Source organism: Faunimonas sp. B44 (genome assembly GCF_052655945.1).
Map to the genome: position 1 here is coordinate 203,657 of NZ_JBQYEX010000003.1, position 24,504 is coordinate 228,160.

Genomic DNA, 24,504 nt, shown 5'->3' on the forward strand with positions numbered 1-24,504 from the left:
TTGTTTGCGACCAACGCCCTCGCAATCACTGGTTCGGCTGCTGGCCGAAGAATTTCGGGTCGAGGGCGGCGAGCGCCAGCAGCGGCGCGGGCATGGCGACGCCGGCCACGCGCATCTTCCTCGCCGCGGCGCGGCAGCCCATGATGTCGTTGGCGTCGGCGAGCGCCTGGGCCTCCTCGACGGACATCACCGAGTCCTTCGGCGGGCTCGTCGGCGCGGCCGGGACGGGCGCGCTGATACCGGAGGTCTGCGGCGCGTTCTGTCCGGTGCCTTGCGCCGGCTGCGCCGAGGTCGGCTTCGGGGCCTCGACCGCCGGGCCGCTCTGGCCGGCGATCTGCTGCGCCGATCCTCCCTCCGACGCCGGTTGCGGCGGGACGGCCTGGCCGGACGGCGATCCTGCCTGCTCGGGAGCGCCCGGCTGCGCAGCGGTCTGAGCCGCGCCGGGCTGGCCGGCCGCCGGCTGTCCCGCGGGCTGAGCCCCAGCCTGCTGCCCGCCGCCGGCCTGGCTTGCGGGCGGTGCTGCGGCCTGTTCGCCCGCAGGCGGCTGCGCCTGACCCGCGGGCTGAGCTCCAGCCTGCTGACCCGCAGGCTGTTGCGCCTGTCCGGCGGGAGCGGCGGCAGCGGCGGGCGCGGCCGGGGCAGCCCCGGCAGGCGCCGGTGGCGCGGGCGGCGGCGCCTGCATGTAGGCCAAGAGCTCCTGGCAGAGATTGGCGGGGCCGCCCTGGGCCTGCGCCGTGGCGGCGGGCGCCTGAGCGGCGCCGGCAGCCGGCGCCTCGCCGGCAGGCGCATCCGCCGCGGGCACTTGCGCGTTCGGGGCGGCTCCTGAAGGCGCCTCGGCGGCGGGCGCAGGTGCGGCCGGTGCCTGCGCGGCGGCGGGCGCCTGGCTGCCGGGGTCCTGCGCGGGCGGCGTCTGCGCAAGAGCGGTCGACGACAGAAGCGCGACGATTCCGGATAACAGGACAGCCTTCATGGTCTTCGGTCCTCCCTGAGGACGGCTCGCGGCCGGCTCTGCAATTCTCCGATGACGATCTTGCCCGAACATCTCCTGCCCTAGCAAGCGGATACCCTGCGTTGCGGCGGGCACCGCCCGCGCCAGCGATTGCATTCGGAGCGCGCTGGGCGGCCCAACTCCGATGCAATCGTCTGGAACGTACCGTCGCCGGCTCAAGTTACCTGTCACGAGCAGGTCACGACAGGATCGAGCGCAGGCGGATGGATCTCGGGGAGCGCGACGCCGGGCCGAGGGGAGCGGGATCACCGCGACCGCGGCGGGACGGGGAGGTCGGCCGTCGGCGGTCGCACAGCCGGACCGGCGAGGCGGGGCGCGCCTTCCTCGCCGCGCTTGCCGAAGACCTCGCGATTCTCGCCGTCGGGCTGCGTGCGGCGGCGGCGCGTCTGGCGCAGCGCATCCGCATCGCGGGCGCGGCGGGCCTCGACGGCGCAAGGCGGAACATCGCCGCGGCGGGCCTGGCGCATCGCATCCGCGGCGCAGCGGCAACGGGGCTCGACGACGCCCGGCGTCCCGCGGCGTCCCGCCGGTCGCGGCTTCTCAAGGGCAGCGCAGCCCATTCGGCTCCAGTGGTCGCGTCAGAGGCGCAAGCCGGGCGGCGCCGACGCGGGCTGCGCCGCCCGATGGTTGCGGCCCTCGCGGCGGTCTTTGCAATCTTCCTCCTCGGCACGATCGTCGCCGCGGGCACCGCGCTCTGGGCCCTGCGGGACGTCCCCCTCGCCTCGGTCGCGGAGGCGGAGACGGAGCCCTCCATCCTGATCGAGGCGGCCGACGGCGAGCCCCTGACGCGCCGCGGCCCGATCCAGGCGCCGGACGCGCCGATCGACGCCTTCCCGAAGCACCTCGTCGATGCCGTTCTCAGCATCGAGGACCGGCGCTTCTACGACCATTCCGGGATCGATTTCCGCGGCATCCTGCGCGCCGCGATCCGCAACTATTCCGCAGGCGGGATCGTGGAGGGCGGCAGCACGATCACCCAGCAGCTCGTGAAGATCGAGTATCTCGACCGCGAGAGGACCTACGGCCGGAAGCTGCGGGAGGTCGCGCTCTCGGTGTGGCTCGACCGCAAGCTCGAGAAGGACGAGATCCTCGCCCGCTACCTGAACGGCATCTATCTCGGCGCCGGCGCGACCGGCATGCCGACCGCGGCACGGATCTATTTCGACAAGGAGGTGAGCGAGCTGACGCTCGCCGAATCTGCGCTCCTCGCCGGGCTCATCAAGGCGCCCTCGCAGCTCAATCCGCTGCGCAACTTCGACGCCGCGCGACGACGGGCGGCCGTCGTCCTCGACAGCATGGTGGCCGACGGCAGGCTCGATGCGGCCGCCGCCGAGGAGGCCAAGGCCAACCCGGCGGTCCTCCACCAGCCCAAGGCGCTCCAGGGCGGCAGCTGGTTCACCGACTGGATCTTCGAAGAGGCGAGCGACCTTGCCGGCTCCTTCCGCGGCGGCATGCGCATCCGCACGACCCTCATCCCGGCCCTGCAGGATCTCGCCGAGGAGGTGGTGGGCGAGGCGCTCGCCGGCGGGGCGGGCGGCCCGTCGCAGGCGGCGCTCGTCGCGCTGAAGCCCGACGGGGCGGTCATGGCGATGGTCGGCGGCCGCGACTACGGCGAGAGCGTCTTCAACCGCGCCACCCAGGCAAAGCGGCAGCCCGGATCCACGTTCAAGCTCTTCGTCTATCTTGCCGCGCTCCGCAGCGGATTGCGGCCGGACGACATCGTCGAGGATGCGCCGCTCGAGATCGACGGCTGGAAACCCGAGAACTTCGGCGGCCGCTACCACGGCCGCGTCACGCTCGCGCAAGCCTTCGCGCGGTCGCTCAACACGGCCACGGTCCGCCTCGCCGACGGCGTGGGCATTTTGGAGGTCGCCCGTGCCGCGCGCGATCTCGGCATCGACGCACCGCTCGGCGAGACGCCTAGCCTGGCGCTCGGCACATCGGAGGTCACGCTCCTCGACCTTACCGGCGCCTATGCCTCCGTGCGCGCCGGCGTCGCCCCGATCGAACCCTGGGGCATCGCCGCCTTCGGGCCGGAGGAGCAGGGCCAGCTGATGACGTCGGGGCCCCCCGTCACGGCGCGGCAGTCGCTCGCCGACGTGCACGAGCCGCTCGTCGGCCTGCTTCGCCTGGTCGTGGAGAGCGGCACCGGACGCGAGGCCGCGCTCGACGGCTTCGCGGCAGGCAAGACCGGAACGAGCCAGAACCATCGCGACGCCTGGTTCGTCGGCTTCAACGAGCACATCGTGGTCGGCGTCTGGGTCGGCAACGACGACGGCAGTCCGATGGACGACGTGACCGGTGGCACGCTGCCGGCGCAGATCTGGAAGACCTTCGTCACGCGCGCGATGGCGCTCGCCCGCGCGGCTCCCCCGGCGCCGGCACAGGAGATCCCGTCCGCACAAGAGCAGGACGCCCCGGTGGCGGAGGCGCCCCCGGCCGAGCCCGAGGCCGCCGACCCGGACATCCCCGTCGCCGCCGCCGAGCCCCCGCCCCCGGCAGCGGACGAAGCGCCGCAGGAGGTCCCCGTACCGGCCGCGGAGCCCGCCGCGGATCCGGCCGGATCGCCCGAGAGCACCGTTCTGTCCGCCGCGAGGCGGGCGACCGCCCCGGCCGAGCCGGCGCCCGATCCGACCGACCAACAGCGGCTCGAGGCGATGGCGACGGGCTCCGTGCCGGTGGCCGGTGCCGTTCCGACCGGCCAGACCGACCAGCCGGCCGCCATGCAGTGCAATTACCGGGCCTGCTCCCGCTTCTACCGCTCGTTCCGCGCCTCGGACTGCACCTACCAGCCATACCGGGGGTCGCGCCGCATCTGCGAACGGTGATGGCGCGACCGATCCGCGCCGATGCCGCGCCGGCCTTGAGAAGCACGGGCCGCCCGTGCTAGTCGAGGCGCAAAGCACGATCGCAGTCGATCTACCGGCAAGGCAAAGCCGCCTGCGCCGGCGTCATGCATTTGCAGCGCCGTCGCAGGCGATGCTGCCAACAGACGAATGCCGTCGACGCGGTCCTCACCCAGGCGAACAGGCGAACAGAGATGGCTGGTTTCAAGAATCCGGAATTCGGCGACCGGATCAGCGCGGCTTCCGAAGCCAAGAAGAAGCTGCTCGAGAAGTTCCAGTCGCGGCCGAAGGCCGACGACCCGGCCGTCGCGCAGCGCCAGGCCGAGCGGGCTGCCGCCAAGGCCGCGCGCGAGGCCCGCGCGGCCGAGCGCAAGGCGGCCAGGGAGGCCGAGGAAGCGGCGGCGAAGGTGGAACGCGCGACGCGCGAGGCCGCCGAAAAGGAGGCGCGCGAGGCCGAGCTCAAGGCCGAGGAGGAGCGCGAAGAATCCCTGAAGGCCGCCCAGAAGGCCGCGCGGGACGCCCGCTACGCGGCTCGCAAGGCCCGCCAGAGATGAGCGTCCGGCGCTAAGGCCGAGCGCCCTCCAGGAAGAAGCGCACCATCTCGCGCGAAGCGTCCGGCCCGGCCGGGTCGGCATAGGAGCCGGCCGGATCGCCGCCGAACCAGGCGTGGCCGGCGCCGTGGATGATCCAGTGCTCCAGCACCGGGATCCCCGCACCGTCGCGGATGACTACCCGCTCGTAGCTGCGCCCGTTCGCCTCCCCGCTTTCGCGCACCGCCTCGGCCTCTGCCTCTGCCTCGGAGAGGCGGGTCCCGACGATCGAGGCGATCCGTTCCCCGTTCGAGTGATGCACGGTGGCGTCGGCGTCGCCGTGGATGACGATGGTGCGGACGAGCCCGCCCGGGCGCGGCTTCGGCGCAGGCCGCAGCCCGGGGACGAGGAATTCGCCGTGCTCCCCCCGCATGGCGCGGAATGCCGAGGCCACGTCGCTCGCCGCTCCATAGGCGAGGCCCGAATGGATGCCGACGGCGTGGTAGAGGTCGGGATAGGTCGCGCCCATCACGGCGGCCATCGCACCGCCCGCGGACAGGCCGGCCACGAAGACGCGGCCCGGATCGGCGCCATGCTCCGCGATCGCTGCGCGCGTCATCGCCGCGATGAGGGCGGGCTCGCCCCGCCCCCGGCGCTGGTGACCGCCGTCGAACCAGTTCCAGCAGCCGGACTGGTTCGCCTGCCGCGACTGCGCCGGATAGAGCACCAGGAAGCCGTGCTCCTCGGCGAGCCGGTTCATGCCTGTGCCTGCCGCGAAATCGTCCGGGTTCTGCGTGCAGCCGTGCAGCATCACGATGAGCGGCCTGTCGCCTTCGTCCGCGGCCGTCGCCGGACGGTAGAGCTTGTAGGTGCGCGAGCCGCCGGCGGCCGAGTGCCTGCCCTCCAGGAAGACGGCGCCTTCCGGCGTGGCGGGCGCGCCTGGGCTCCGGGCGAAGCGGCCGTGGCGCAATCCCTCCACGACCTCGCCGAGCGGGCGCACTGGCCGGCCGGACGGCGCGGTCTTCGTCCGCTGCCCCTTCGTGGCGGGCTCCGTCTCCGCCGGCGCCCGCCGGACGCGCACAATCTCGGCCGTGAGGTCAAGCGCGGTGCCGCCGTCGCCGTTGGCTGCGGGACCGCCGGCTGGCGCACCGGGCTGCGGCGTGCCCGTCCGCGGCTCGCCGCGCCCGCCGAGCGCCTGCTGGATGACCTCCGTCGCTTCCAGGAGCTTGCGCGCGCCGGTCAGGCGCGCCGCCTTGCGCATCGCGGCCCCGAAACGTTCCGACATGAAAAATTCCTTCAGCACGGCGTCAATGGATTCGGCCGGCCAATGCCGCCCTGACTTCGCGGCTCGCGTGCAGCGCCCCGAAGACGGTGATCGATTCGATCGTCTCCTCCGCGAGCGCCGGCGTGACATCGTCGCCGATCACGGCGAGCCCGAGGACCTGGATCCTCAGCCTCTCGCCCTTCTTCTTGGCCGCCTCCAGGTCGCTCCGGCCGAAATGCCGGAGGCCGAGGTCGAGCGTCTTGCGGATGGCCGAGGTGCTGATCGCCTCGGCATGGGCCGCGAGCTGGTTGCGGATCGCGGTGCGGATGAAATCCGTCCGGTTGGAGTAGAACCCCTCCTGCACCATCAGGTCGATATGGCCCAGATCGACATAGCCGAGATTGATCGTGATCTTCTCGGTGTCGCCTGCTCTCGCCCTGAGTTGCCGAAGTCGATCCATTTCTCACCATCCGCAGGGATGGATATGGGAGGGCGGCGCATGGCGTCAATGGGAGAGAACCGCATTTCCCGCCACCCGGCCCGCTGCTACGGTCGAGGCCGAGGAAACGTTGCACAGAGAGGCATGCGAGCGATGAGGAAGGGCTACAAGCAGCTGCTGGAGGAGGCGAACGCCGCGATCGAGACGATCCCGGCGGTGATGGCCGTCCCCATGCACGCGGCGGAGGCAGAGCAGATCCTGTTCGTCGATCTGCGCGACCCGCGCGAGCTCGAGCGCGACGGGCGCATTCCGGGCGCCTTCCACTGCCCGCGCGGCATGCTCGAGTTCTGGATCGATCCGGAAAGCCCCTACCACAAGCCGGTCTTCTCCGAGCCGAAGCGGTTCCTGTTCTACTGCGCCAGCGGCTGGCGCTCGGCGCTCGCCGCCAAGACGGCGCAGGAGATGGGCCTGCCGAACGTGGCGCATGTCGGCGGCGGCCTCTCCGCCTGGCGCCAGGCCGGCGGCCCGGTCGAGCCGATGCCCGAGCGGAAGTAGCGGGGCCTCGGGCACGCTCTGCCCAGGATTTGGGCAGCTTGCGTGCCGCACACCGCCTTCGCCGCGCGGGCACTGCCCGATCGGGCGCGCGCCGGCTCCCCCGCGCGCCCGCGGCCAAAGCTGGCACGCTTCTTGAAACCCCTCTCCCGACGGCCGCCGAGGCCACGCATACGCTCGAGAGGGATTTCATGGACAGACGTACGTTCCTGCGGACCGGAATGACGGCCGCCGCCGCCTCGGGCGCGACGCTCGCCGCCCCGGCGGTCGCCCGCGCCCAGGAGAGCTTCACCTGGCGCATGACCAACGCCTACGGCCCGAACGCCCCCTTCTACGTCGTCGGGCCGGGCAGCCCGACCGACTTCATCGAGAAGGTCGAGGCGATGTCGGGCGGCCGGCTGAAGATCCAGCATTTCGCGGCCGGCGAGCTCATCCCGGCGCTCGAGGGCTTCGACGCCGTCGCGGCCGGCACGGTCGAGACGAACGCCGCCAATTCCTATTTCTGGTCGGGCAAGAGCTTCGCCGCGCAGTATTTCACGACCGTGCCGTTCGGCATGAGCTTCCTCGGCCACATGGCCTGGCTCTATCACGGCGGCGGGCTCGACCTCTGGCAGGAGGTCTACGAGCCGTTCGGCGTCGTCGCCTTCCCGATCAACAACACCGGCATCCAGATGACCGGCTGGTTCCGCGAGCCGGTCGAGGGCGTCGCGGACTTCAACGGCCTGCGCATGCGCATCCCCGGCCTGGCGGGTCAGGTCTACCAGACGCTCGGCGTGGACGTCCGGCTCCTGCCCGGCGGCGAGATCTTCCCGGCGCTGGAGCGCGGTGTGATCGACGCGGCCGAGTTCGTCGGCCCCTACCAGGACCGGCGGCTCGGGCTGCAGACGGCGGCGAAGAACTATTACACGACCGGCTGGCACGAGCCGGCGACGACCGGCGAGCTGGTCATCTCCAAGCCCGCCTGGGACGCGCTCCCGGACGATCTCAAGGCGATCGTCCGTTCCGCCGCGATGGCCGCCGTGCTGGAAAGCGTGGCCTGGTCGGAGGCCGTGAACGGCGAGGCGCTCGTCGATCTCGTCGAGAACCACGGCGTGAAGGCCGCCGAGCTGCCGGCCGAAGTCGTCGACCGGCTGCGCGAGGCGACTGCCGACACGCTCGCCACGCACGCGGCGGCCGATCCGCTCGTGCAGAAGGTCCATGATTCCTACATGGCTTTCAAGGCGAAGCACGACCGCTGGGCCGCCGTCAGCCAGAAGCCGTGGTTCGGCAGCATCCTGAAGGTGTGACCCGGACATGATCGCCGCCGCCCGCCGGGCTGCGCTGGCGATCGAGATGGCCGTGAACGTGGCCGGGCGGCTCGCCGCCTGGACCTGCGTCGCGCTCGTGCTCGTCGTCGCCGGCAACGTGCTCGCCCGCTATTTCTTCCGCACCGGCACGATCTGGCTGCAGGAGCTCGAATGGCACCTGATCTCGCCGATCGCGCTGCTCGGCATGAGCTACGCGCTGCTCGGCGGCGAGCAGGTGCGCGTCGACTTCCTGTTCGACCGCATGCCGGCCGGGCTCCGCAACGCGATCGAGGTGCTCACGGGGTTGCTCCTGGTGATCTTCGCAGTGATCGCGGTGAAGCTGTCCCTGCCCTTCGTGATGCAGGCGTACCGGATCGGCGAGGGCTCGCCCAATCCCGGGGGGCTCGGCTACCGCTGGCTGCTCAAGGCGTTCATCCCGCTCGGCTTCGCGCTGCTCGGCCTGCAGGGCGCGGCCCATGCGCTCCGCCATGCCCTGACCTTCCGCGGGGCCCGCTAGGTGTCGCCCGGCGAACTCCTCGCGATCGGCATGGTCGCGTCCTTCTTCGCGCTCCTCGTCATCGGCATTCCCGTCGGGATCGCGATCGCCGTCTGCGGGCTCGTCTTCGGCTATGCCGGGTTCGGGCCGGGCCTCTTCAACCTGCTGCCGGCGCGCATCTACGGCGTGGCGACCAACTACACGCTGCTCGCCATCCCGCTCTTCGTCTTCATGGGCGTGACGCTGGAGAAGTCGCGGCTCGCCGAGGAGCTCCTCGACGTCATCGGCCACCTCGCCGGCCGGCTCGCGGGCGGCATGGGCATCGCCATCATCCTGGTCGGCATGCTGCTCGGCGCCGCGACCGGCGTGGTCGGCGCGACCATCGTGACGCTCGGGCTCCTCACGCTGCCGACGCTGCTGCGCCGCGGCTATTCCAAGCCGCTCGCCTGCGGCACGATCTGCGCCTCCGGAACGCTCGGCCAGATCATCCCGCCGAGCCTGATCCTGATCCTGCTCTCCGACATCCTCGGCGAGTCCGTCGGCACGCTCTTCGCCGCCGCGGTCGTGCCGGGGCTGCTGCTCTCCGGCGTCTACATCCTGGCGCTGATCGCGCTCGCCGCCTACCGGCCCGACCTCGCACCGCCGATCCCGGCCGAAGAGCGGGCCGGCCTGTCCCGGGGCACGCTCGCGCTGAAGACCGTCAAGGTGGTCGTCCCGCCGCTCGGGCTCGTGGTCGCCGTGCTCGGCTCGATCGTGGGCGGCGTCGCCGCGCCCACCGAGGCCGCGTCGATGGGCGCGATCGGCGCGCTGCTCCTCGTCATCCTCAGCGGCAAGTTCTCCTTCCGCCTCCTCGACGAGATCGCGCGCTCGACGCTCCTCATCTCGGCGATGGTCTTCTTCATCCTGATCTGCGCCCAGGTGTTCGGCCTCGCCTTCCGGGGCCTCGGCGGCGAGCGCCTGGTGGCGGACGCCTTCGCGCTGGTGCCGGGGGGCGTGACCGGCAGCCTGATCTTCCTGATGGTGCTGATCTTCGTGCTGGGCTTCTTCCTGGAATGGATCGAGATCGGCTACATCGCGCTGCCGCTCTTCCTGCCCTTCTTCATCCAGAGCGGCGTCGACATGGTCTGGCTCGGCATGCTGGTCTGCCTGAACCTGCAGACCTCGTTCCTGACGCCGCCGTTTGGCTGGTCGCTGTTCTTCCTGAAGGGCGTGGCGCCCGCCGGTGTGACGACCGGCGACATCTACCGCGGCGCGGTGCCCTTCATCCTGCTGCAGATCGTGGCGCTCGTCATGCTCTTCCTCTTTCCCGGCCTCGCGACGTGGCTCCCGAACGCGATCGGCTGGTGAGGCGGCCGGCTCAGGCGAGCTCGAAAACCCGCGTCTCGTCGAGGCTCTCGTCGTACCAGGCGACGATCGCCGCCCGCCGCTCGTCGACATAGGCCGGCCGGCCGTCGCGGAGCACCATCGGGACGTCGTGGCCCGGGATCAGCACCGATCCCGGCCGCCTGCGCCAGAGCTCCATGATGGCGGCGATCGAGGCGGCCGAGGCGCCCGCATCCATCGTGGCGTCGGCCCGGCATTCGATCAGCTCCGCGCGGTTTTTCGCGGCGTCGCCGGTGAAGATGACGTCGTGCCCGGCCCCTTCGAGCACGTAGACGAGGTGCCCGGGCGTATGGCCCGGCGTCGCATGCGCGGCGAGCCTCGGCAGCACCTCCTCGCCGGGCGCCACCCGGACCAGCCGCTCGCTCGCGACCAGCTCGCGAACGTAGAGCTCCGGCACGATGGTCTGGCCGAACGGCACGGTGACCGCCCAGTCGAGCTCGGAACCGCCGATGAAGACCCGCGCGTTCGGGAACGTCACCCAGTTCACCGCGTGGTCGTAATGGCAGTGCGTCAGCACGACGTCGGTGATGTCGCCGGGACCGAGCCCGCGCTCGGCAAGCCGCGCGAGCAGCGTCTTGCGCATCCCGAAGGCGCCGACGTCCACCAGCGCGTTGCGGCCGTGCCCCCTCAGGAGCGCGATCGTGCTCCAGCCGAGCGTGCCGTGGCACACAGACTTGCCGGGAAAGCCCTGGACGAGGACGTCGATCGCGTAGTCGTCGAGCTGCATCGGATACCTCTCATCCGGGACGGCGCGCTCGCGCCGGAACGGCCCTCTTTCGGCCGTGTCTGCTCAAAGGACAAGCGCGAACGCAAGCGGCCCTGCCAGGAGCCGCACACCGGCTGGCCTTCCGCGGCACGAGGCGCCATAACCCTCCGTCGCAAGCTCGTCGCCGGTTCTCGATGATCGCCCGCTTCTTCGCCTATTACGCCCCCTACAGGGGCCTCTTCCTGCTCGATTTCGGCTGCGCGGTGATCGCCGGACTGCTGGAGCTCGCCTTCCCCATGGCGGTCAAGCTCTTCGTCGACGAGCTGCTCCCCACCCAGAGCTGGTCGCTCATCGTGCTGGCCGCACTCGGCCTGCTCGTCCTCTACGTCGCGAACACCGGGCTGATGGCGATCGTGACCTATTGGGGCCACATGCTCGGCATCAACATCGAGACCGACATGCGCCGCAAGGCGTTCGACCATCTGCAGAAGCTCTCCTTCAGCTTCTACGACGAGAACAAGACCGGGCACCTCGTCGGCCGCGTCACCAAGGATCTCGAGGAGATCGGCGAGGTCGCCCATCACGGCCCGGAAGATCTCTTCATCGCCGTGATGACCTTCATCGGCGCGTTCGTGCTGATGCTGACGGTGAACGTCGAGCTCGCGCTCCTCACCGCGCTGATCGTTCCGGCGGTCGCCTGGGTCACGACCTCCTATGGCGGGCGCATGACGCAGAACTTCCGGGGGCTCTTCGAGAGGGTCGGCGATTTCAACGTCCGCATCGAGGAGAATGTCGGCGGCATGCGGGTCGTCCAGGCCTTCGCCAACGAGGAGCACGAGCGCTCGCTGTTCGCGCGCGACAACGCCAAGTACCGCAGCACCAAACTCGAAGCCTACAAGCTCATGGCCGCCACCTCCTCGCTCAGCTACATGAGCATGCGGCTCGTCCAGCTCGTCGTGATGCTCGCCGGAAGCTGGCTCGTGCTGCAGGGCAGCCTGACCTATGGCGGCTTCGTCGGCTTCCTGCTCCTCGTCGGCGTGTTCTTCCGGCCGATCGAGAAGATCAACTCGGTGATCGAGACCTATCCGAAGGGGATCGCCGGCTTCCGCCGCTATCTCGAACTGCTGGAGACCGAGCCGGACGTCGCGGACCGGCCGGGCGCCCGGCCGGTCCCACCGCTCAAGGGCGAGATCCGCTATTCCGGCGTGAGCTTCGGCTACGGCCGCGGCCGGCGGATCCTGGAGTCCGTCGACCTCGCGGTGTCTCCCGGCCAGACCGTCGCCTTCGTCGGCCCGTCCGGCGCCGGCAAGACCACGATCTGCTCGCTGCTGCCGCGCTTCTACGAGATCGAGGCCGGGTCGATCACGATAGACGGCATCGACATCCGCGACATGACGCTCGCCTCGCTACGGAGCCAGATCGGCATCGTGCAGCAGGACGTCTTCGTCTTCGGCGGCACGATCCGGGAGAACATCGCCTATGGCCGGCTCGGCGCGAGCGAGGCGGACATCCTCGACGCCGCGCGCCGCGCCCACCTCGAGAAGGTCCTCGACGAGCTCCCGGCGGGGCTCGACACGATCGTCGGCGAGCGCGGCGTGAAGCTCTCCGGCGGCCAGAAGCAGCGCCTCGCCATCGCCCGCATCTTCCTGAAGAACCCGCCGATCCTGATCCTCGACGAGGCGACCTCGGCGCTCGATTCGGAGACCGAGCGCGAGATCCAGAAGTCGCTCGCCGAACTCGCGGAAGGCCGCACCACGCTCGTCATCGCCCACCGGCTCGCCACGATCCGCAACGCCGACCGCATATTCGTCGTCGACAGAGGCGGCATCGCGGAAGAGGGCACGCATAGGGAGCTCATCGCCCGCGACAGCGCCTACCGCCGGATGCTGCAGGCCCAGGATCTGGAGATCGCGCCCGAGAGCAGTATCCGCGCCGGCCCAGCGGTCCGGCGGGCGGAGCCGGCCGAACAGCCCGTGCGCGCGTAGCGCAGCCTGCCCTCCCCCTGGGCCGAACAGGTCCAGAAAAAAGGGCCGCACGGTTGCCCGGCGGCCCAAGTCTAGGGAGGAAACGCCCAATGAGGGCACGCGTAAGATGGCACGCTCCGCTGCATTGCACAACGGAAAAATGCTGCAGTGCAGGCATGCATCCCCGGCATAGCTGCTGCGGATCTTCTGAATTTCTCCTGATTCGCGGCGGCTCCAGCGCAGCGCTTCGCGCATAGCTGAGTTGCGCTGCACCATATTCCGCCGCGCTCCCGATGACCTATCTTGGGGTCAGTCAAGAGCGAGGAAGCGTCCGGGGTCCCCGTCACTCGCATCTGGAGAGAGACATGACCACGGTGACAAGCCTGCCGCCCATCGCCGGCGGCATCGACAGAGCCCGATCCGCCGCCACGGCGCGTCCGGGCCTCTTCACACGCTTCGCCAGCGCCTTCATGGCCGCCCGCCAGCGCCAGGCCGACCGCGAGGTCGAGGCCGTGCTCGGCCGGAGCGGCGCACGCCTGACCGACGAGGTCGAGCGCCGGCTCTGCGGCGCCGAGATCGGCGCGCGGTACGGCAGGGGCTGAACGCATCCCGCCTCCACCATCAATTTTTCTTCGAGGAGCTGAACACCATGGCCTACACCACCGTCGCCCCGGCCCGACCGGCCGCCACCCCCCTCGCCGCCCTGTCGACCGGCTTCGGCCGCGTTTCGGAGTTCGTCGGCCTGATTGGCGCTTCGATCCGCGTCGCGAATGCGGTCGAGAACGGCTACCGGCCGGAGAAGGCCGACCTCGACACGCTCGGCATCAGCGCCGAGCTGCCGCGCCACGCGCCCCGCTCCTGACGCTCTTCGCGGCGGCCTGCCGCCGCCATCGCGGCAATCTGCCGAGCACCGCCCGCACCCCAGCCGCTGTCGTCATCGCCGGACCTGCTCCGGGGTGGCCCACCCTCTGTCGTCATCGCCGGACTTGATCCGGCGATCCACCGAAACCCCTCCGCCGCCGCGGGATGCCCGGGTCGAGCCCGGGCATGACAACAGTGGGAGTGCCAGCATTCGGTCGCCGACTCCCTCGCCATCGCCGCCGACCTACGGAGCACCGCCCGCACCCCAGGCGCTGTCGTCATCGCCGAACCTGCACCGAAGTGCCTCACTCTCTGTCGTCATCGCCGGACTTGATCCGGCGATCCACCGCAGCCCCTCCGCCGCCGCTGGATGCGGGTCGAGCCCGGGCAGGACGACAGTGGGAGTGGCGGCATTCGGGCCGCCCACTCGGCCCAACGTCCGGATGGCGTCCGTCGCCGGTTTTCTTCGCCGCCGGTTCGGCTTACAGCCGGGCCGGCAGACGCGGAGGAGCGGTATGGCGGATTTCGATGCGGTCGTCGTCGGCGCAGGCGTCGTGGGGCTTGCGGTCACGCGGGCGCTCGCCCTCTCCGGCCGCTCCGTCCTGGTCGTCGAGAAGGCCGAGTCCTTCGGCATGGAGACCTCGTCCCGCAACAGCGAGGTCATCCACGCCGGCATCTACTACCCGCCGGGCAGCCTGAAGGCGCGGCTCTGCGTCGAGGGGCGCCACCGTCTCTACCAGTACCTCGCCGAGCGTGAGATTCCTCACCTGCGCTGCGGCAAGATCCTCGTCGCCGTCGAGCCGGACGAGCTGCCGGTCGTTGAATCACTGCTGGCACGCGGCCGGGCGAACGGCGTCGGCGACCTGCGCATGATCGGCGCGGAGGAGGCGCACGTCCTCGAGCCGGCGCTGAAGTCGGTCGGAGGCGCGCTTTCGCCTTCCACCGGCATTCTCGACAGCCATTCCTACATGCTCGCTTTGCTCGGCGACGCCGAGAATGCCGGCGCCACCGTGATCTTCCGGGCGCCCTTCCTCGGTGCGGACCATGAGGCCGACGGCACCTTCACGATCCGCGTCGGCGGCGAGGAGGAGAGCCGCATCACGGCGCGCGCGCTCGTCAATGCCGCCGGCCTCCACGCCTCGCAGGTCGCCGCCGCGATCGCGGGCCTCGACCCGGCGCACATCCCCGAGACCCGCTACGCCAAGGGCAACTACTTCACGCTCTGCATGCGCTCGCCCTTCAGCCACCTCATCTATCCGATGCCGAACAGCGCGAGCCTCGGCGTGCACCTCACCCTCGACCTCGCCGGCAATGCCCGCTTCGGCCCGGACGCCGAATGGATCGAGGCGATCGACTACGACGTCGACCCGCGGCGAGGCGACCTCTTCTACGCCGCCATCCGGCGCTACTGGCCGGCGCTGCCCGACGACGTCCTCGCCCCCGGTTATGCCGGCATACGGCCGAAGCTGGTCCGGGCCAACGAGGCGGCCGCCGACTTCCGCATAGACGGCCCGGAGGCGCACGGCGTCGCTGGCCTCGTCAACCTCTTCGGCATGGAGAGCCCGGGGCTCACTGCGTCGCTCGCGGTCGCTGAGGAGGTCGCGGGCCGGCTCCGCGACGTCTAGGCAGGCGGTTGCGCAGCCCCGGCCCGTTCGGGTAGCCCGCCGAAGCCGGAGCGGATCCCGCGCGGCCGAGCCGCCCGCCCGGCAGGAAGAGAGCCCGACAGCGTGATCTCAGCCCTCCCGTCCATCCTTCCCATCCTGGTGAGCGTCGCCTTCCTGATGCTCGGCAACGGCGCGCTCGGCACGCTGATCGGCATCCGGCTCTCGCTCGCGGGCGCGGGGCCGGTCGCCGTCGGCATTGTGGGCGCCGCCTATTTCGCGGGCCTCACGGTCGGATCCATGCAGTGCTTCCGGCTGATCAGCCGGGTCGGGCACATCCGGGCGTTCGCCGCCTTCGCCTCCGTCTTCTCGGCGGCTTCGCTCGGCCACGCGATCGTTGCGGACGTCTGGCTCTGGACGGCGCTGCGGTTCATCGAGGGCCTCTGCCTCGCCGGCATCTACATGTGCGTGGAGAGCTGGCTGAACGACCAGGCCAGCAACGAGACGCGCGGCCGGATCCTCTCGGTCTACATGGTCACGCTCTACGCGGCGCTCGGGGCCGGCCAGCAGCTCCTCAACCTGGAAGCCGATCCCGGCGCCCTGCTCTTCATGGTGATCTCGATCCTCGTGTCGATCTCGCTCGTGCCGGTCTCGCTCACCCGCACGGCGCCGCCCATGCTCCCGGACGTGACCTCCTTCAGCCTGCGCAAGCTCTACCAGGCTTCGCCGCTCGGCCTCGCCGGCGTCTTCATCAGCGGGACGATGACGGGCGCGCTCTACAGCCTCGGGCCGGTGTTCGGCGCGACCTCCGGCTTCGGCGTATCGGGAACGGCGGCCTTCATGACCGTGCTGATCCTCGGCGGCGTCCTGCTCCAATGGCCGCTCGGGCGGCTCTCCGATATCCTCGACCGCCGCACGGTCATCATCGCGGTGGCCGCCGTGCTCGGCGCCACGAGCCTCGGCCTCTGGGCCACGCCGGCGGCCGAGCAGTGGCGGTTCCTGGGCTTCGCGCTCTTCTTCGGCGGGCTGTCGTTCAGCCTCTATCCGCTGTCGCTCGCGCACACCAACGATTACGTGGCGAAGTCCGACCTCGTCGCGGCGAGCGGCGGGCTGATCCTGCTCAATTCCGTCGGCGCCATTCTCGGCCCGCTCGCCGGCTCCGTCGCGATGTCGCTGATCGGCCCTCCCGGCCTCTTCGTGTTCTCGGCGGTGATGGCCCTCGCCGCGACCGGCTTCGGCATCGCGCGCACCTTCGCCCGCCCGCCGCTGCCGGCCGAGGCGCAGGCCGCCTTCCGGCCGCTGCCCCAGACCACCCCCGTCGCCGCCCCGCTCCACCCGGAGCACGAGGACGCGACGGCCGCGTGAGCGTTGGCCGGGGCGCGGCCTGCCGGGCCCTGTTCGACGAAAGCGGCGCTCCTCAGCCCTGCGGCATCTGCCAGGTGGCCGTCGCCATGGCGAGGAGCTTGCCGCCGGCGTCGGTCATGCGCGATTCCATCTGGCTGACGGTGCGGCCGATGCGGAGGAACCGGCCCTCGCAGCGGACCCGGCCGGGCATTGCGGGCCGCATGTACTGGACCTTCATCTCCAGCGTGATGCCCGCCTTGCCGGTCCTGTGCTTGATGAGATGGCCCATGGAGACGTCGAGCGCGAAAGCGATGACGCCGCCGTGGAGGCTGCCCTGCGGATTGGACATGAAGTCGGCTACGGGGATCTCCACCACGCAGGTCTCGTCCGTATAGGCGATCTCCAGCCCGAACAGGCGGGCGAGGAAGAAGGTCTCGAACTTCTGCTCGTAGGTGGACAGCGCCGTCTCGAAGGCCGCGCGGGCCGCTTCCTCGTTCATCCGGTCTCCTCGTCGTATTGGGATCGTCGGGCGACGGTTCAGCCCCTCGGCTGCGCGCGCCGGAGGAGCGGCGCGATCATGAGCACGGCGACCGTGATGCCGATGATCCAGAGCGAGGTCGGCCGCTCCAGGAAGATCCAGAACGAGCCGCGCGAAATGGTGAGCGTCTGCCGGAGCGCCTCCTCGGCGAGCTTGCCGAGGACCAGCGCGAGCACGAGCGCGGCCGGCGAGAAGCCGAACTTCTTCATGAAGAAGCCGACGATGCCGGCGAAGAACATCAGCCAGGTCTCCACGATCGAGCTGTGGACGCTGTAGGTGCCGACCGTGCACACCACGATGACGGCGGGCGCGAGCAGCCGGTAGGGCGTCTTCACCATCCACACGAAGAGCGGGATGGCGAAGATGTTGATGGCGAGCAGCGCCACGTTGCCGAGATACATGCTGGCGATCAGGCCCCAGGCGAATTCCGGGTTCTGCGACATCAGCAGCGGCCCGGGGCGCAGGCCCCAGAGCAGGAAGGCGGCGAGCAGCACCGCGGTCGAGGCCGAGCCCGGGATGCCGAGGGTGAGGAGCGGCACCATGGCGCCGGCGGAGGCGGCGTTGTTGGCGGATTCCGGCCCGACCAGGCCCGCCATCGCGCCTTTGCCGAACTTCTCCGGCGTGCGCGAGAGCGACTTCTCGATCGAATAGGACATCAGCGAGGCGATCGTCGCGCCGGCGCCGGGGATCACGCCGACGACGAAGCCGAGCAGCGAGCCGCGGATCAGCGTGAAGCGCGTCTCGATGAAATCGCGCGCCTCGGGCCAGAAGCGCGCCTCCTTGTGGTAGTCGACGATCGAGCCGGAGCGCGAGAGGTGGAGGCCGTTGTAGAGCGAGTAATAGAGCTCGCCGAGGCCGAACAGCCCGATCGCGATCGGGATGAAGTCGATGCCGCCGATGAGCTCGGCCGAGCCGAAGGTGAAGCGCTGCTGGCCGGTCTCGAGATCCACGCCGACCGTGCCGAGCGCGAAGCCGATCAGCGCGGAGATGACGCCGAGCCGCCAGTTGCCGCCGACCATCACGATGAGGAGCAGCATGCCCATCATGGCGAGCAGGAAATACTCCGGCGGCCCGAAATTCCGCGCCAGCAGCGCGAACATGGGTGCGAGCAGCGTGATCAGGATGACTCCGACGGTGCCGCCGACGAAGGAGGCCACGGCCTGCATGACGAGCGCCGGCCCGGCGCGGCCCTGGCGGGCGAGCGGATAGCCGTCGAAGGTGCTGGCCACCGTCGCGGATTCGCCCGGCGTGTTGAGGAGGATCGAGGTGATCGTCCCGCCATACATGGAGGCGTAGTAGATCGCCGCGAGCATGACGACGGCGCCGATCGGGTCCATGCCGAAGGTGATCGGCAAGAGGATCGCGAGACCGGCCGCCGGACCGAAGCCCGGGATGATGCCCACCACCATGCCGACCATCGCGCCGGCGAGCAGATAGAGCATGTTCATCGGCGTTGCCGCGATGGACAGCCCCATCCAGAGATTGTCGAAGAGATCCATGGCGCCTCAGACGGGCAGCCGCAGCATGCCTTCCGGCATGCCCGCATTGAGCCAGTGTTCGAAGAGCACGTAGATGACGCCCGGCAGGATGAGCGACAGCGCGGCGTTCTGCACGAGGCGGCCCCGATTCAGGATGAAGAGCGCGGCGAACATGAAGAGGATCATGGAAAGGAGGCCGCCGAGCACGTCCAGCACCGCCACGAACGCGCCGGAGAGCAGCACCATCGCGACCGTGACGCCCCAGAGCCCCTTCTGCTCCTCGCGCAGCGCATCCGAGCGCCATTCGGCGACGAGCGCATAGAGGCAGGAGACGACCAGGCCGATGCCGACCACCCGCGGAAAGAAGCCCGGCCCGAGCCGGCCGGTCGACGACAGGAAGCTCAGCTGGAAGGCCAGATACGTGTAGCCCAGCGCGATCGCCAGGATCGCGAGGATGAAAGCCCGCTTCATGGATATCCCCTGACGAGGGACGGCCCTGCGGGCGATGCGCCGCAGGGCCGCGTTCGGGTGCCGCCGCCGGCTACTTGATGGCGCCTTGTTCGCGCAGGATCTCGGCGAACCGGTCCTGCGTCTCCTGCAGGAAGGCCTTGAAGTCGTCGCCGTAGCGGATGTTCTCGGTCAGGATCTGCTTGTCGAGATAGTCCTGCCACTCCGGCGTCTCGACGACCTTCTTGATCGTCTCGATCCACCAGTCCTGCGCCTCCTTGGGCGCGTCGGGCGGCAGGATCAGGCCGCGCGGCAGGGAGACGCCGATTTCGTAGCCCGCCTCCTTCATGGTGGGCACGTCGCCGAGCGCGTCGGGGGTCTCCTCGCCGCTATAGGCGAGCGGGCGCATGTCTTTCGATTCGATCAGGCCGAGCACCTCGCCCGGATTCGCCATGATGGCGTCGAGCGCGTTCGACAGGAGCGCGGTGTTGAGCTCGCCCGCGGCATTGAACGAGACGTAGTCGAACTCGAAGCCGGCCTGCTTGGACAGGATCTTCGGGATGATGAAATCGACGTTCACCGCGCCGATGCCGCCGATCGTCGGCGGGTTCTGCTTGGCGGATTCGATGAACTGGTCGAGCGTCTCGATCTGCGAATCGCCGCGCACCAGGAGCACCAGGTCGTCGCTCGCGAGGAGCGCGATCGGCGTGAAGTCAGTCGGCTTCCAGGGCGTGTCGGCCTGCAGCGGCGTGGTGATGAAGCTGCCGCTCGTGGAGGAGATCTGGTAGGGGTTGCCCTTCTGGTTGAACAGGTAGCCCCAGCCGACCGCGCCGCTGCCGCCGGCCCGGTTCTCTGCAACGATGTTGCCCGGGTAGAGCTTGTGCTTCTCCAGGATGTCGATGAGCGTGCGGGACATGATGTCGTTGCCGCCGCCCGGGCCGAACGCGATCGTCCATTCGAGCCGCTTGTTCGGATAGTCCTGCGCGGCCGCGTCGCCGGCGGTGAGCGGCTGGGCCGCCATCATCAGCCCGAGCGCGCCGGCTCCGAGCAGTCCCGTCCATTCCTTCAGCAGTCTTCTCATTGCTTCCTCCCTGTTTCCCGTTCCCCGGGCCCGGCCTGGCCGCACCCGGATTCTTGTCAGGCGACGGCGGCGTCGGCCGTGCGGGTCGCCTCCTTGTCCAGCGTCGCCTGCCAGCGGCGCTTGCCGCCGAAATGATGCGCCTCGGCAGTACGGCGGGCCTCGACCGCATTGCCCGCTGCGATCGCGGCCACCATCCGCCGGTGCTCCTCGTTCGATTCCTGCATCGAAGCGATGGGCTGCAGCGAGCGCTGGCGGCAGAGATGCGCCTCCTTCACGAGCGAATCGTAGATCTGGACGGCACGCTTGTGCCCCGCGAAAGCGAGGATCGTGTCGTGGAACTGCAGGTTCAGCCGGTAGTAGCGCGACGGGTCCGGCACCCCGATCGCGGCGTCCATCTCGGCGATGAGCCCCTTCAGCACAGCGACCTGATCGGGCGCCGCCTTCTCCGCAAGCCGGGCGCAGGCAAAGCCGAAGACGACAGCGCGCATGTCGTAGAGTTCGGCCGCCTCGTCGCGGTCGAGCTGGCGGACGAACACGCCCTGGTTCGCCACGACCGTCACGAGGCCGGCGCTCTCGAGCGCCCGCGTGGCCTCGCGGATCGGGCCGCGGCTCACCCCGAGTTTCGCGGCGAGCCGCTGCTCGTTGAGGCGCTCGCCGGCCGCGATCTCGCCCGAAAGGATCAGCCGCTCGAGCTCGCGCTGCACGATGCCGGAGAGCGACTGCGAGCGCCGGCTCAGGATCGCATCGGCTGCCGAGGACGAGGTGTTCATGGGTGCCGATAGTTTCGGGAACGCCTGCCGGTGTCAACAGACCGTCTACTGTTGACAGCAAACACTCCCCTCGCCCAAGGTCCGGCGCAAAGACCCGAGGAGACGTCCATGCCGTTCCAGCCCGCCTCCGACGCCCTGTCCCGGTTCACGGTCCTCGACCTGACGCGGGTCCGGTCCGGCCCGACCTGCGTGCGCCAGCTCGCCGACTGGGGCGCCAACGTCGTCAAGGTGGAGATGCCGGAGGCGATGCAGGGCGGCGACACGATGGGCGGCGCGCGCCACGGGCCAGACTTCCAGAACCTTCACCGCAACAAGCGGAGCCTGACCCTCGACCTCAAGGCGCCCGCCGGCCGGGACGTGCTCCTGCGTCTCGCCGACCAGGCGGACGTGGTTGTCGAGAATTTCCGCCCCGACGTGAAGACCCGCCTCGGGATCGACTACGCGGCACTCTCGGCTCGCAATCCGCGCCTCGTCTATGCCAGCATCTCCGGCTTCGGCCAGGACGGCCCCTATGCGACAAGGCCGGGCTTCGACCAGATCGCGCAGGGCATGGGCGGTCTGATGTCGATCACCGGGAAGCCCGGCGAGGGCCCCATGCGGGTCGGCATCCCGATCGCCGACCTCACCTCCGGCCTCTACACCGCCTTCGGCATCCTGGTCGCGCTCCTGGAGCGCGAGCAATCCGGCAAGGGGCAATGGGTGCAGTGCTCGCTGCTGCAGGCGCAGATCGCGATGCTGGACTTCCAGGCGACGCGCTGGCTGATGAACGGGGACGTCCCGAAACAGGCCGGCAACAACCATCCGACCTCCATCCCGACGGGCGTCTTCAAGACCTCGGACGGCCACATCAACCTGGCCGTGACGGGCCACACGATGTGGGTGCGGTTCTGCAAGTCGCTCGGCGCCGAGGAACTGCTCACGGATCCGCTCTTCGAGACCAACGACAAGCGCTCGAAGAACCGCGACGCGCTGAACGCCGAGATCGAGCGCCGGCTCGCCGGGCGCACCAGCGCGGACTGGATCACGCTCTTCACGGAGGCCGGCGTCCCGTGCGGCCCGATCTACTCCGTCGACCAGGTCTTCGCGGACCCGCAGGTGCAGCATCTCGGCATCGCGCAGTCGATCGAGCAGCCGTCGATGGACCGGGAGATCACGCTCGTCGCGCAGCCGATCACGCTGAGCCGCACCGGCAGCCGCCTCGCCGTGCCGCCGCCGGAGATCGGCCAGCACTCGGACGAGATTCTCTCCGAGTTCGGCTTCGGCGCGGACGAAATCCGCGCGCTCCACGAGGGCGGCGTGGTCTGACGTGCGGGCCGGCTGTCTATGCGGCCGCGGCCTTGCCCTCTAGTGAATGCCTGAACGGGCGGATCCGGACACCGTCCGGCCGGCATCGCGCCGCGATCCGGCTCCAAGCCGAATGGGAGACGCAGCAATGACGAGCACCGACACCAGCCAGGGCGCGACCGCCGCAGCCGCCGGCGAGGACCTTCTCTACGAGGTCAGGGACGGCATCGCGAAGGTGACGTTCAACCGGCCGCAAGCGCGCAACGCCATGACCTTCGCTATGTATGCGCGGCTCAAGGAGATCTGCGCCAACGCCAACGAGGATCGCTCGATCAAGGCGATCATCATCACCGGCGCGGGCGAGGACGCGTTCGCCGCCGGCACCGACATCTCGCAGTTCCGGGCCTTCAAGACGTCGCAGGACGCGCTCGACTACGAGGCGCGCATCAACGGCGTGCTCGGCGAGCTGGAGGGCTGCCGGGTGCCGACGATCGCCGCGATCTCCGGCGCCTGCACCGGCGGCGGCGCCGGCATCGCGGCCTCCTGCGACCTGCGGATCGCGAACGGGAACGCGCGCTTCGGCTTCCCGATCGCGCGCACGCTCGGCAACTGCCTGTCGATGGAGAACTTCAGCCGCATCGCCTCCCTGATCGGGCCGGCGCGGACCAAGGAAATCATCTTCACCGCGCGCCTCGTCGGCGCGGAGGAGGCCCGCCAGATCGGCCTCCTCTCGGAGGTGCTCGACGATCACGCCGCGCTGATGGCGCGGGCGCAGGAGCTCGCCGAGCTCGTCGCCCGCCACGCGCCGCTCACGCTGCAGGCGACCAAGGAGGCGCTGCGCCGGCTGCGCCCGCGGCTCGCGCACGGCGAAGGCCAGGACCTGATCCTGATGTGCTACATGAGCGAGGACTTCCGCGAAGGCATGGACGCCTTCCTCAACAAGCGGAAGCCCGCCTGGAAGGGCCAGTAGGACCTTCGCACCCGCCCGAACGGAAGACGGCGCGGCCGCGAAGGCCGCACCGCTCCGAACCTCCGGCGACGCGCTCAGGCGAAGCGCGGCTCCTGCGCGATCGTGAAGCGCACGGCGGCCTGGTGCCTGAACTGCTCGGACACCTGACGCCAGGCCTGCTCGGCGTCCCCGCGTTCGGCGAACGGGCCCATGATGCGCTCCGTCCCGTCGACGAGCCGGTCGAACTGCAGCGACTGGAACTCGCCGCCGATAACCCAGAACCGTTCCTTGTTCATGTCATCCTCCGTCATTCGGCCGCTTCGGCGTGGGTCCGCACGAACTGGGCATGCTCGGTCGATTCCGACATGGCCGTGGTCGAGGCCGCGCCGTTCGAAATGGTGAGGTTCACGAGGTCGAAATAGCCGGTGCCGACCTCGCGCTGGTGGCGCGTCGCGGTATAGCCGTTCGCCTCCGCCGCGAACTCGGCGTCCTGCAGCTCCGAATAGGCACTCATGCCGCGCGCCCGGTAGCCGCGCGCCAGCTCGAACATGCCGTAATTGAGGTTGTGGAAGCCGGCGAGCGTGACGAACTGGAACTTGTAGCCCATCGCGCCAAGCTCGCGCTGGAAGCGCTCGATGGTGCCGGCATCGAGATTGCCGCGCCAGTTGAAGGAAGGCGAGCAATTGTAGGCGAGGATCTTGCCGGGGAACTTCGCGTGGACCGCCTCGGCGAATTCGCGCGCCTCCTGGAGGTTCGGGGTCGAGGTCTCCCACCACAGGATGTCGGCGTAGCGCGCGAAGGCGAGGCCGCGCTTGATGCAATGGGCGAGGCCGGTGCCCGGCTTCAGGCGGTAGAAGCCCTCGGCCGTGCGCTCGCCGGTGATGAACTCGCGGTCGCGCTCGTCGACGTCGGAGGTGATGAGGCGGGCGCTCTCCGCGTCGGTGCGCGCCATGACGAGCGCGGGCACGCCGCAGACGTCGGCCGCGAGCCGCGCCGCGATCAGGTTGCGCTCGTGCGCGGCCGTCGGAATCAGCACCTTGCCGCCGAGATGGCCGCACTTCTTCTCCGAGGCGAGCTGGTCCTCGAAATGGACCGCCGCGGCGCCGGCCTCGATGAAGGCCCGCATGATCTCGAAAGCGTTCAGCGGCCCGCCGAAGCCGGCTTCCGCATCCGCCACGATCGGCACGAACCAGTCGCGCTGCGCCCCGCCCTCGGAATGCTCGATCTGGTCGGCGCGCATCAGCGTCCGGTTGATGCGGCGGCAGAGCTCCGGGCCGGAATCGCACGGATAGAGGCTCTGGTCCGGATACATCGCTCCGGCCGTGTTGCTGTCGGCCGCGACCTGCCAGCCCGACAGATAGATCGCCTCGAGCCCGGCGCGGACCATCTGCATGGCCTGGTTGCCGGTCATCGCGCCGAGCGAGGGCAGGTAGTCCCGCGTCTGCAGGAAATCCCAGAGCCGGTTGGCGGCGCGGGTGGCGAGCGTGTGGGCGATCGGGACCGATCCGCGCAGGCGGAGCACCTCTTCGGCGCCGTACGGCCGCTCGATTCCGTCGAAGCGCCCCGCGGGCGCATCGGGGACCAGGTCCCTGAACTGGTTCTGCATCTCGATCTCCTGCGACATTCGTGACAATAGGCGTCCTATGCGATAACGTTCTTGTACTTCGGCAGGGTCG

24 protein-coding genes are annotated in these 24,504 nt (G+C 70.0%); 13 read left to right on the forward strand and 11 right to left on the reverse strand.

Features of this window, described 5'->3' with window-relative positions; all coding sequences use genetic code 11:
* Nucleotides 1-25: 25 nt before the first annotated feature.
* Nucleotides 26-1,105: a hypothetical protein gene (locus ACUN0C_RS07090; protein ID WP_445465634.1), complete on the reverse strand. Its 1,080-nt coding sequence runs from the start codon at nucleotides 1,103-1,105 to the stop codon at nucleotides 26-28.
* Between the two features lie 527 nt (nucleotides 1,106-1,632).
* Between ACUN0C_RS07090 and ACUN0C_RS07095 the strand changes: the two genes are divergently transcribed.
* Together ACUN0C_RS07095 and ACUN0C_RS07100 are read left to right on the forward strand one after the other, a co-directional pair.
* Nucleotides 1,633-3,837 carry a PBP1A family penicillin-binding protein gene (locus ACUN0C_RS07095; RefSeq protein ID WP_445465974.1) on the forward strand — a complete coding sequence of 735 codons (2,205 nt, stop codon included), beginning with the start codon at nucleotides 1,633-1,635 and terminating at the stop codon, nucleotides 3,835-3,837.
* Nucleotides 3,838-4,049: 212 nt separating this feature from the next.
* Entirely contained in the window at nucleotides 4,050-4,409 is a 360-nt protein-coding gene (locus tag ACUN0C_RS07100) for a DUF6481 family protein (protein ID WP_445465975.1), read from the forward strand.
* A gap of 10 nt (nucleotides 4,410-4,419) precedes the next feature.
* Here the strand turns inward: ACUN0C_RS07100 and ACUN0C_RS07105 are convergent, their stop codons facing one another.
* Nucleotides 4,420-5,670, reverse strand: a complete 1,251-nt coding sequence (locus tag ACUN0C_RS07105; protein ID WP_445465635.1) for an extracellular catalytic domain type 1 short-chain-length polyhydroxyalkanoate depolymerase — start codon at nucleotides 5,668-5,670, stop codon at nucleotides 4,420-4,422.
* 22 nt (nucleotides 5,671-5,692) lie between these two features.
* Nucleotides 5,693-6,109 (reverse strand): CopG family transcriptional regulator, encoded by a 417-nt coding sequence (locus ACUN0C_RS07110; protein ID WP_445465636.1) that lies wholly within the window; start codon nucleotides 6,107-6,109, stop codon nucleotides 5,693-5,695.
* Between the two features lie 132 nt (nucleotides 6,110-6,241).
* Between ACUN0C_RS07110 and ACUN0C_RS07115 the strand changes: the two genes are divergently transcribed.
* The 4 genes from ACUN0C_RS07115 (at nucleotide 6,242) to ACUN0C_RS07130 (ending at nucleotide 9,769) form a co-directional block, all read left to right on the forward strand.
* Nucleotides 6,242-6,643, forward strand: a complete 402-nt coding sequence (locus ACUN0C_RS07115; RefSeq protein WP_445465637.1) for a rhodanese-like domain-containing protein — start codon at nucleotides 6,242-6,244, stop codon at nucleotides 6,641-6,643.
* A 188-nt stretch (nucleotides 6,644-6,831) separates the two neighbouring features.
* On the forward strand, nucleotides 6,832-7,926 hold the full coding sequence (locus ACUN0C_RS07120) for a TRAP transporter substrate-binding protein (RefSeq protein ID WP_445465638.1): 1,095 nt from the start codon (nucleotides 6,832-6,834) through the stop codon (nucleotides 7,924-7,926).
* 7 nt (nucleotides 7,927-7,933) lie between these two features.
* Entirely contained in the window at nucleotides 7,934-8,443 is a 510-nt protein-coding gene (locus ACUN0C_RS07125) for a TRAP transporter small permease subunit (protein ID WP_445465639.1), read from the forward strand.
* Nucleotides 8,444-9,769 carry a TRAP transporter large permease gene (locus ACUN0C_RS07130; protein ID WP_445465640.1) on the forward strand — a complete coding sequence of 442 codons (1,326 nt, stop codon included), beginning with the start codon at nucleotides 8,444-8,446 and terminating at the stop codon, nucleotides 9,767-9,769.
* Between the two features lie 10 nt (nucleotides 9,770-9,779).
* On the opposite strand, the gene ACUN0C_RS07135 is transcribed toward ACUN0C_RS07130, so the two are convergent.
* The gene (locus ACUN0C_RS07135; protein WP_445465641.1) at nucleotides 9,780-10,532 is read right to left on the reverse strand and encodes an MBL fold metallo-hydrolase; all 753 of its coding nucleotides are present in this window, start codon (nucleotides 10,530-10,532) and stop codon (nucleotides 9,780-9,782) included.
* A 173-nt stretch (nucleotides 10,533-10,705) separates the two neighbouring features.
* Between ACUN0C_RS07135 and ACUN0C_RS07140 the strand changes: the two genes are divergently transcribed.
* The 5 genes from ACUN0C_RS07140 (at nucleotide 10,706) to ACUN0C_RS07160 (ending at nucleotide 16,302) form a co-directional block, all read left to right on the forward strand.
* Nucleotides 10,706-12,496, forward strand: a complete 1,791-nt coding sequence (locus tag ACUN0C_RS07140) for an ABC transporter ATP-binding protein (RefSeq protein ID WP_445465642.1) — start codon at nucleotides 10,706-10,708, stop codon at nucleotides 12,494-12,496.
* A 344-nt stretch (nucleotides 12,497-12,840) separates the two neighbouring features.
* Nucleotides 12,841-13,077 (forward strand): hypothetical protein, encoded by a 237-nt coding sequence (locus ACUN0C_RS07145; protein WP_445465643.1) that lies wholly within the window; start codon nucleotides 12,841-12,843, stop codon nucleotides 13,075-13,077.
* Between the two features lie 47 nt (nucleotides 13,078-13,124).
* Nucleotides 13,125-13,337, forward strand: a complete 213-nt coding sequence (locus tag ACUN0C_RS07150) for a hypothetical protein (protein WP_445465644.1) — start codon at nucleotides 13,125-13,127, stop codon at nucleotides 13,335-13,337.
* 514 nt (nucleotides 13,338-13,851) lie between these two features.
* Nucleotides 13,852-14,961 carry an NAD(P)/FAD-dependent oxidoreductase gene (locus ACUN0C_RS07155; RefSeq protein WP_445465645.1) on the forward strand — a complete coding sequence of 370 codons (1,110 nt, stop codon included), beginning with the start codon at nucleotides 13,852-13,854 and terminating at the stop codon, nucleotides 14,959-14,961.
* Nucleotides 14,962-15,063: 102 nt separating this feature from the next.
* Nucleotides 15,064-16,302 (forward strand): MFS transporter, encoded by a 1,239-nt coding sequence (locus tag ACUN0C_RS07160; protein ID WP_445465646.1) that lies wholly within the window; start codon nucleotides 15,064-15,066, stop codon nucleotides 16,300-16,302.
* A 52-nt stretch (nucleotides 16,303-16,354) separates the two neighbouring features.
* Here ACUN0C_RS07160 and ACUN0C_RS07165 read toward each other — a convergent pair whose 3' ends face one another.
* The 5 genes from ACUN0C_RS07165 to ACUN0C_RS07185 all read right to left on the reverse strand — a co-directional run bounded on the left by ACUN0C_RS07165 (nucleotide 16,355) and on the right by ACUN0C_RS07185 (nucleotide 20,595).
* Nucleotides 16,355-16,780: a PaaI family thioesterase gene (locus tag ACUN0C_RS07165; RefSeq protein WP_445465647.1), complete on the reverse strand. Its 426-nt coding sequence runs from the start codon at nucleotides 16,778-16,780 to the stop codon at nucleotides 16,355-16,357.
* Nucleotides 16,781-16,818: 38 nt separating this feature from the next.
* Entirely contained in the window at nucleotides 16,819-18,318 is a 1,500-nt protein-coding gene (locus ACUN0C_RS07170; protein WP_445465648.1) for a tripartite tricarboxylate transporter permease, read from the reverse strand.
* 6 nt (nucleotides 18,319-18,324) lie between these two features.
* A complete protein-coding gene (locus ACUN0C_RS07175) occupies nucleotides 18,325-18,768 on the reverse strand; it encodes a tripartite tricarboxylate transporter TctB family protein (protein WP_445465649.1) in 444 nt (147 codons plus the stop codon).
* A gap of 70 nt (nucleotides 18,769-18,838) precedes the next feature.
* Nucleotides 18,839-19,825 carry a Bug family tripartite tricarboxylate transporter substrate binding protein gene (locus tag ACUN0C_RS07180; RefSeq protein ID WP_445465650.1) on the reverse strand — a complete coding sequence of 329 codons (987 nt, stop codon included), beginning with the start codon at nucleotides 19,823-19,825 and terminating at the stop codon, nucleotides 18,839-18,841.
* A 56-nt stretch (nucleotides 19,826-19,881) separates the two neighbouring features.
* The gene (locus ACUN0C_RS07185) at nucleotides 19,882-20,595 is read right to left on the reverse strand and encodes a GntR family transcriptional regulator (protein WP_445465651.1); all 714 of its coding nucleotides are present in this window, start codon (nucleotides 20,593-20,595) and stop codon (nucleotides 19,882-19,884) included.
* 108 nt (nucleotides 20,596-20,703) lie between these two features.
* On the opposite strand from ACUN0C_RS07185, the gene ACUN0C_RS07190 reads away from it, so the two are divergent.
* Nucleotides 20,704-21,900 carry a CaiB/BaiF CoA transferase family protein gene (locus tag ACUN0C_RS07190; RefSeq protein WP_445465652.1) on the forward strand — a complete coding sequence of 399 codons (1,197 nt, stop codon included), beginning with the start codon at nucleotides 20,704-20,706 and terminating at the stop codon, nucleotides 21,898-21,900.
* Between the two features lie 127 nt (nucleotides 21,901-22,027).
* Nucleotides 22,028-22,849 (forward strand): enoyl-CoA hydratase/isomerase family protein, encoded by an 822-nt coding sequence (locus ACUN0C_RS07195; protein ID WP_445465653.1) that lies wholly within the window; start codon nucleotides 22,028-22,030, stop codon nucleotides 22,847-22,849.
* Nucleotides 22,850-22,923: 74 nt separating this feature from the next.
* On the opposite strand, the gene ACUN0C_RS07200 is transcribed toward ACUN0C_RS07195, so the two are convergent.
* Complete coding sequence (locus ACUN0C_RS07200; protein ID WP_445465654.1) at nucleotides 22,924-23,124, reverse strand: DUF4170 domain-containing protein; 201 nt, start codon at nucleotides 23,122-23,124, stop codon at nucleotides 22,924-22,926.
* A gap of 11 nt (nucleotides 23,125-23,135) precedes the next feature.
* A complete protein-coding gene (gene aceA, locus ACUN0C_RS07205; protein WP_445465655.1) occupies nucleotides 23,136-24,452 on the reverse strand; it encodes an isocitrate lyase in 1,317 nt (438 codons plus the stop codon).
* Nucleotides 24,453-24,504 lie beyond the last annotated feature (52 nt).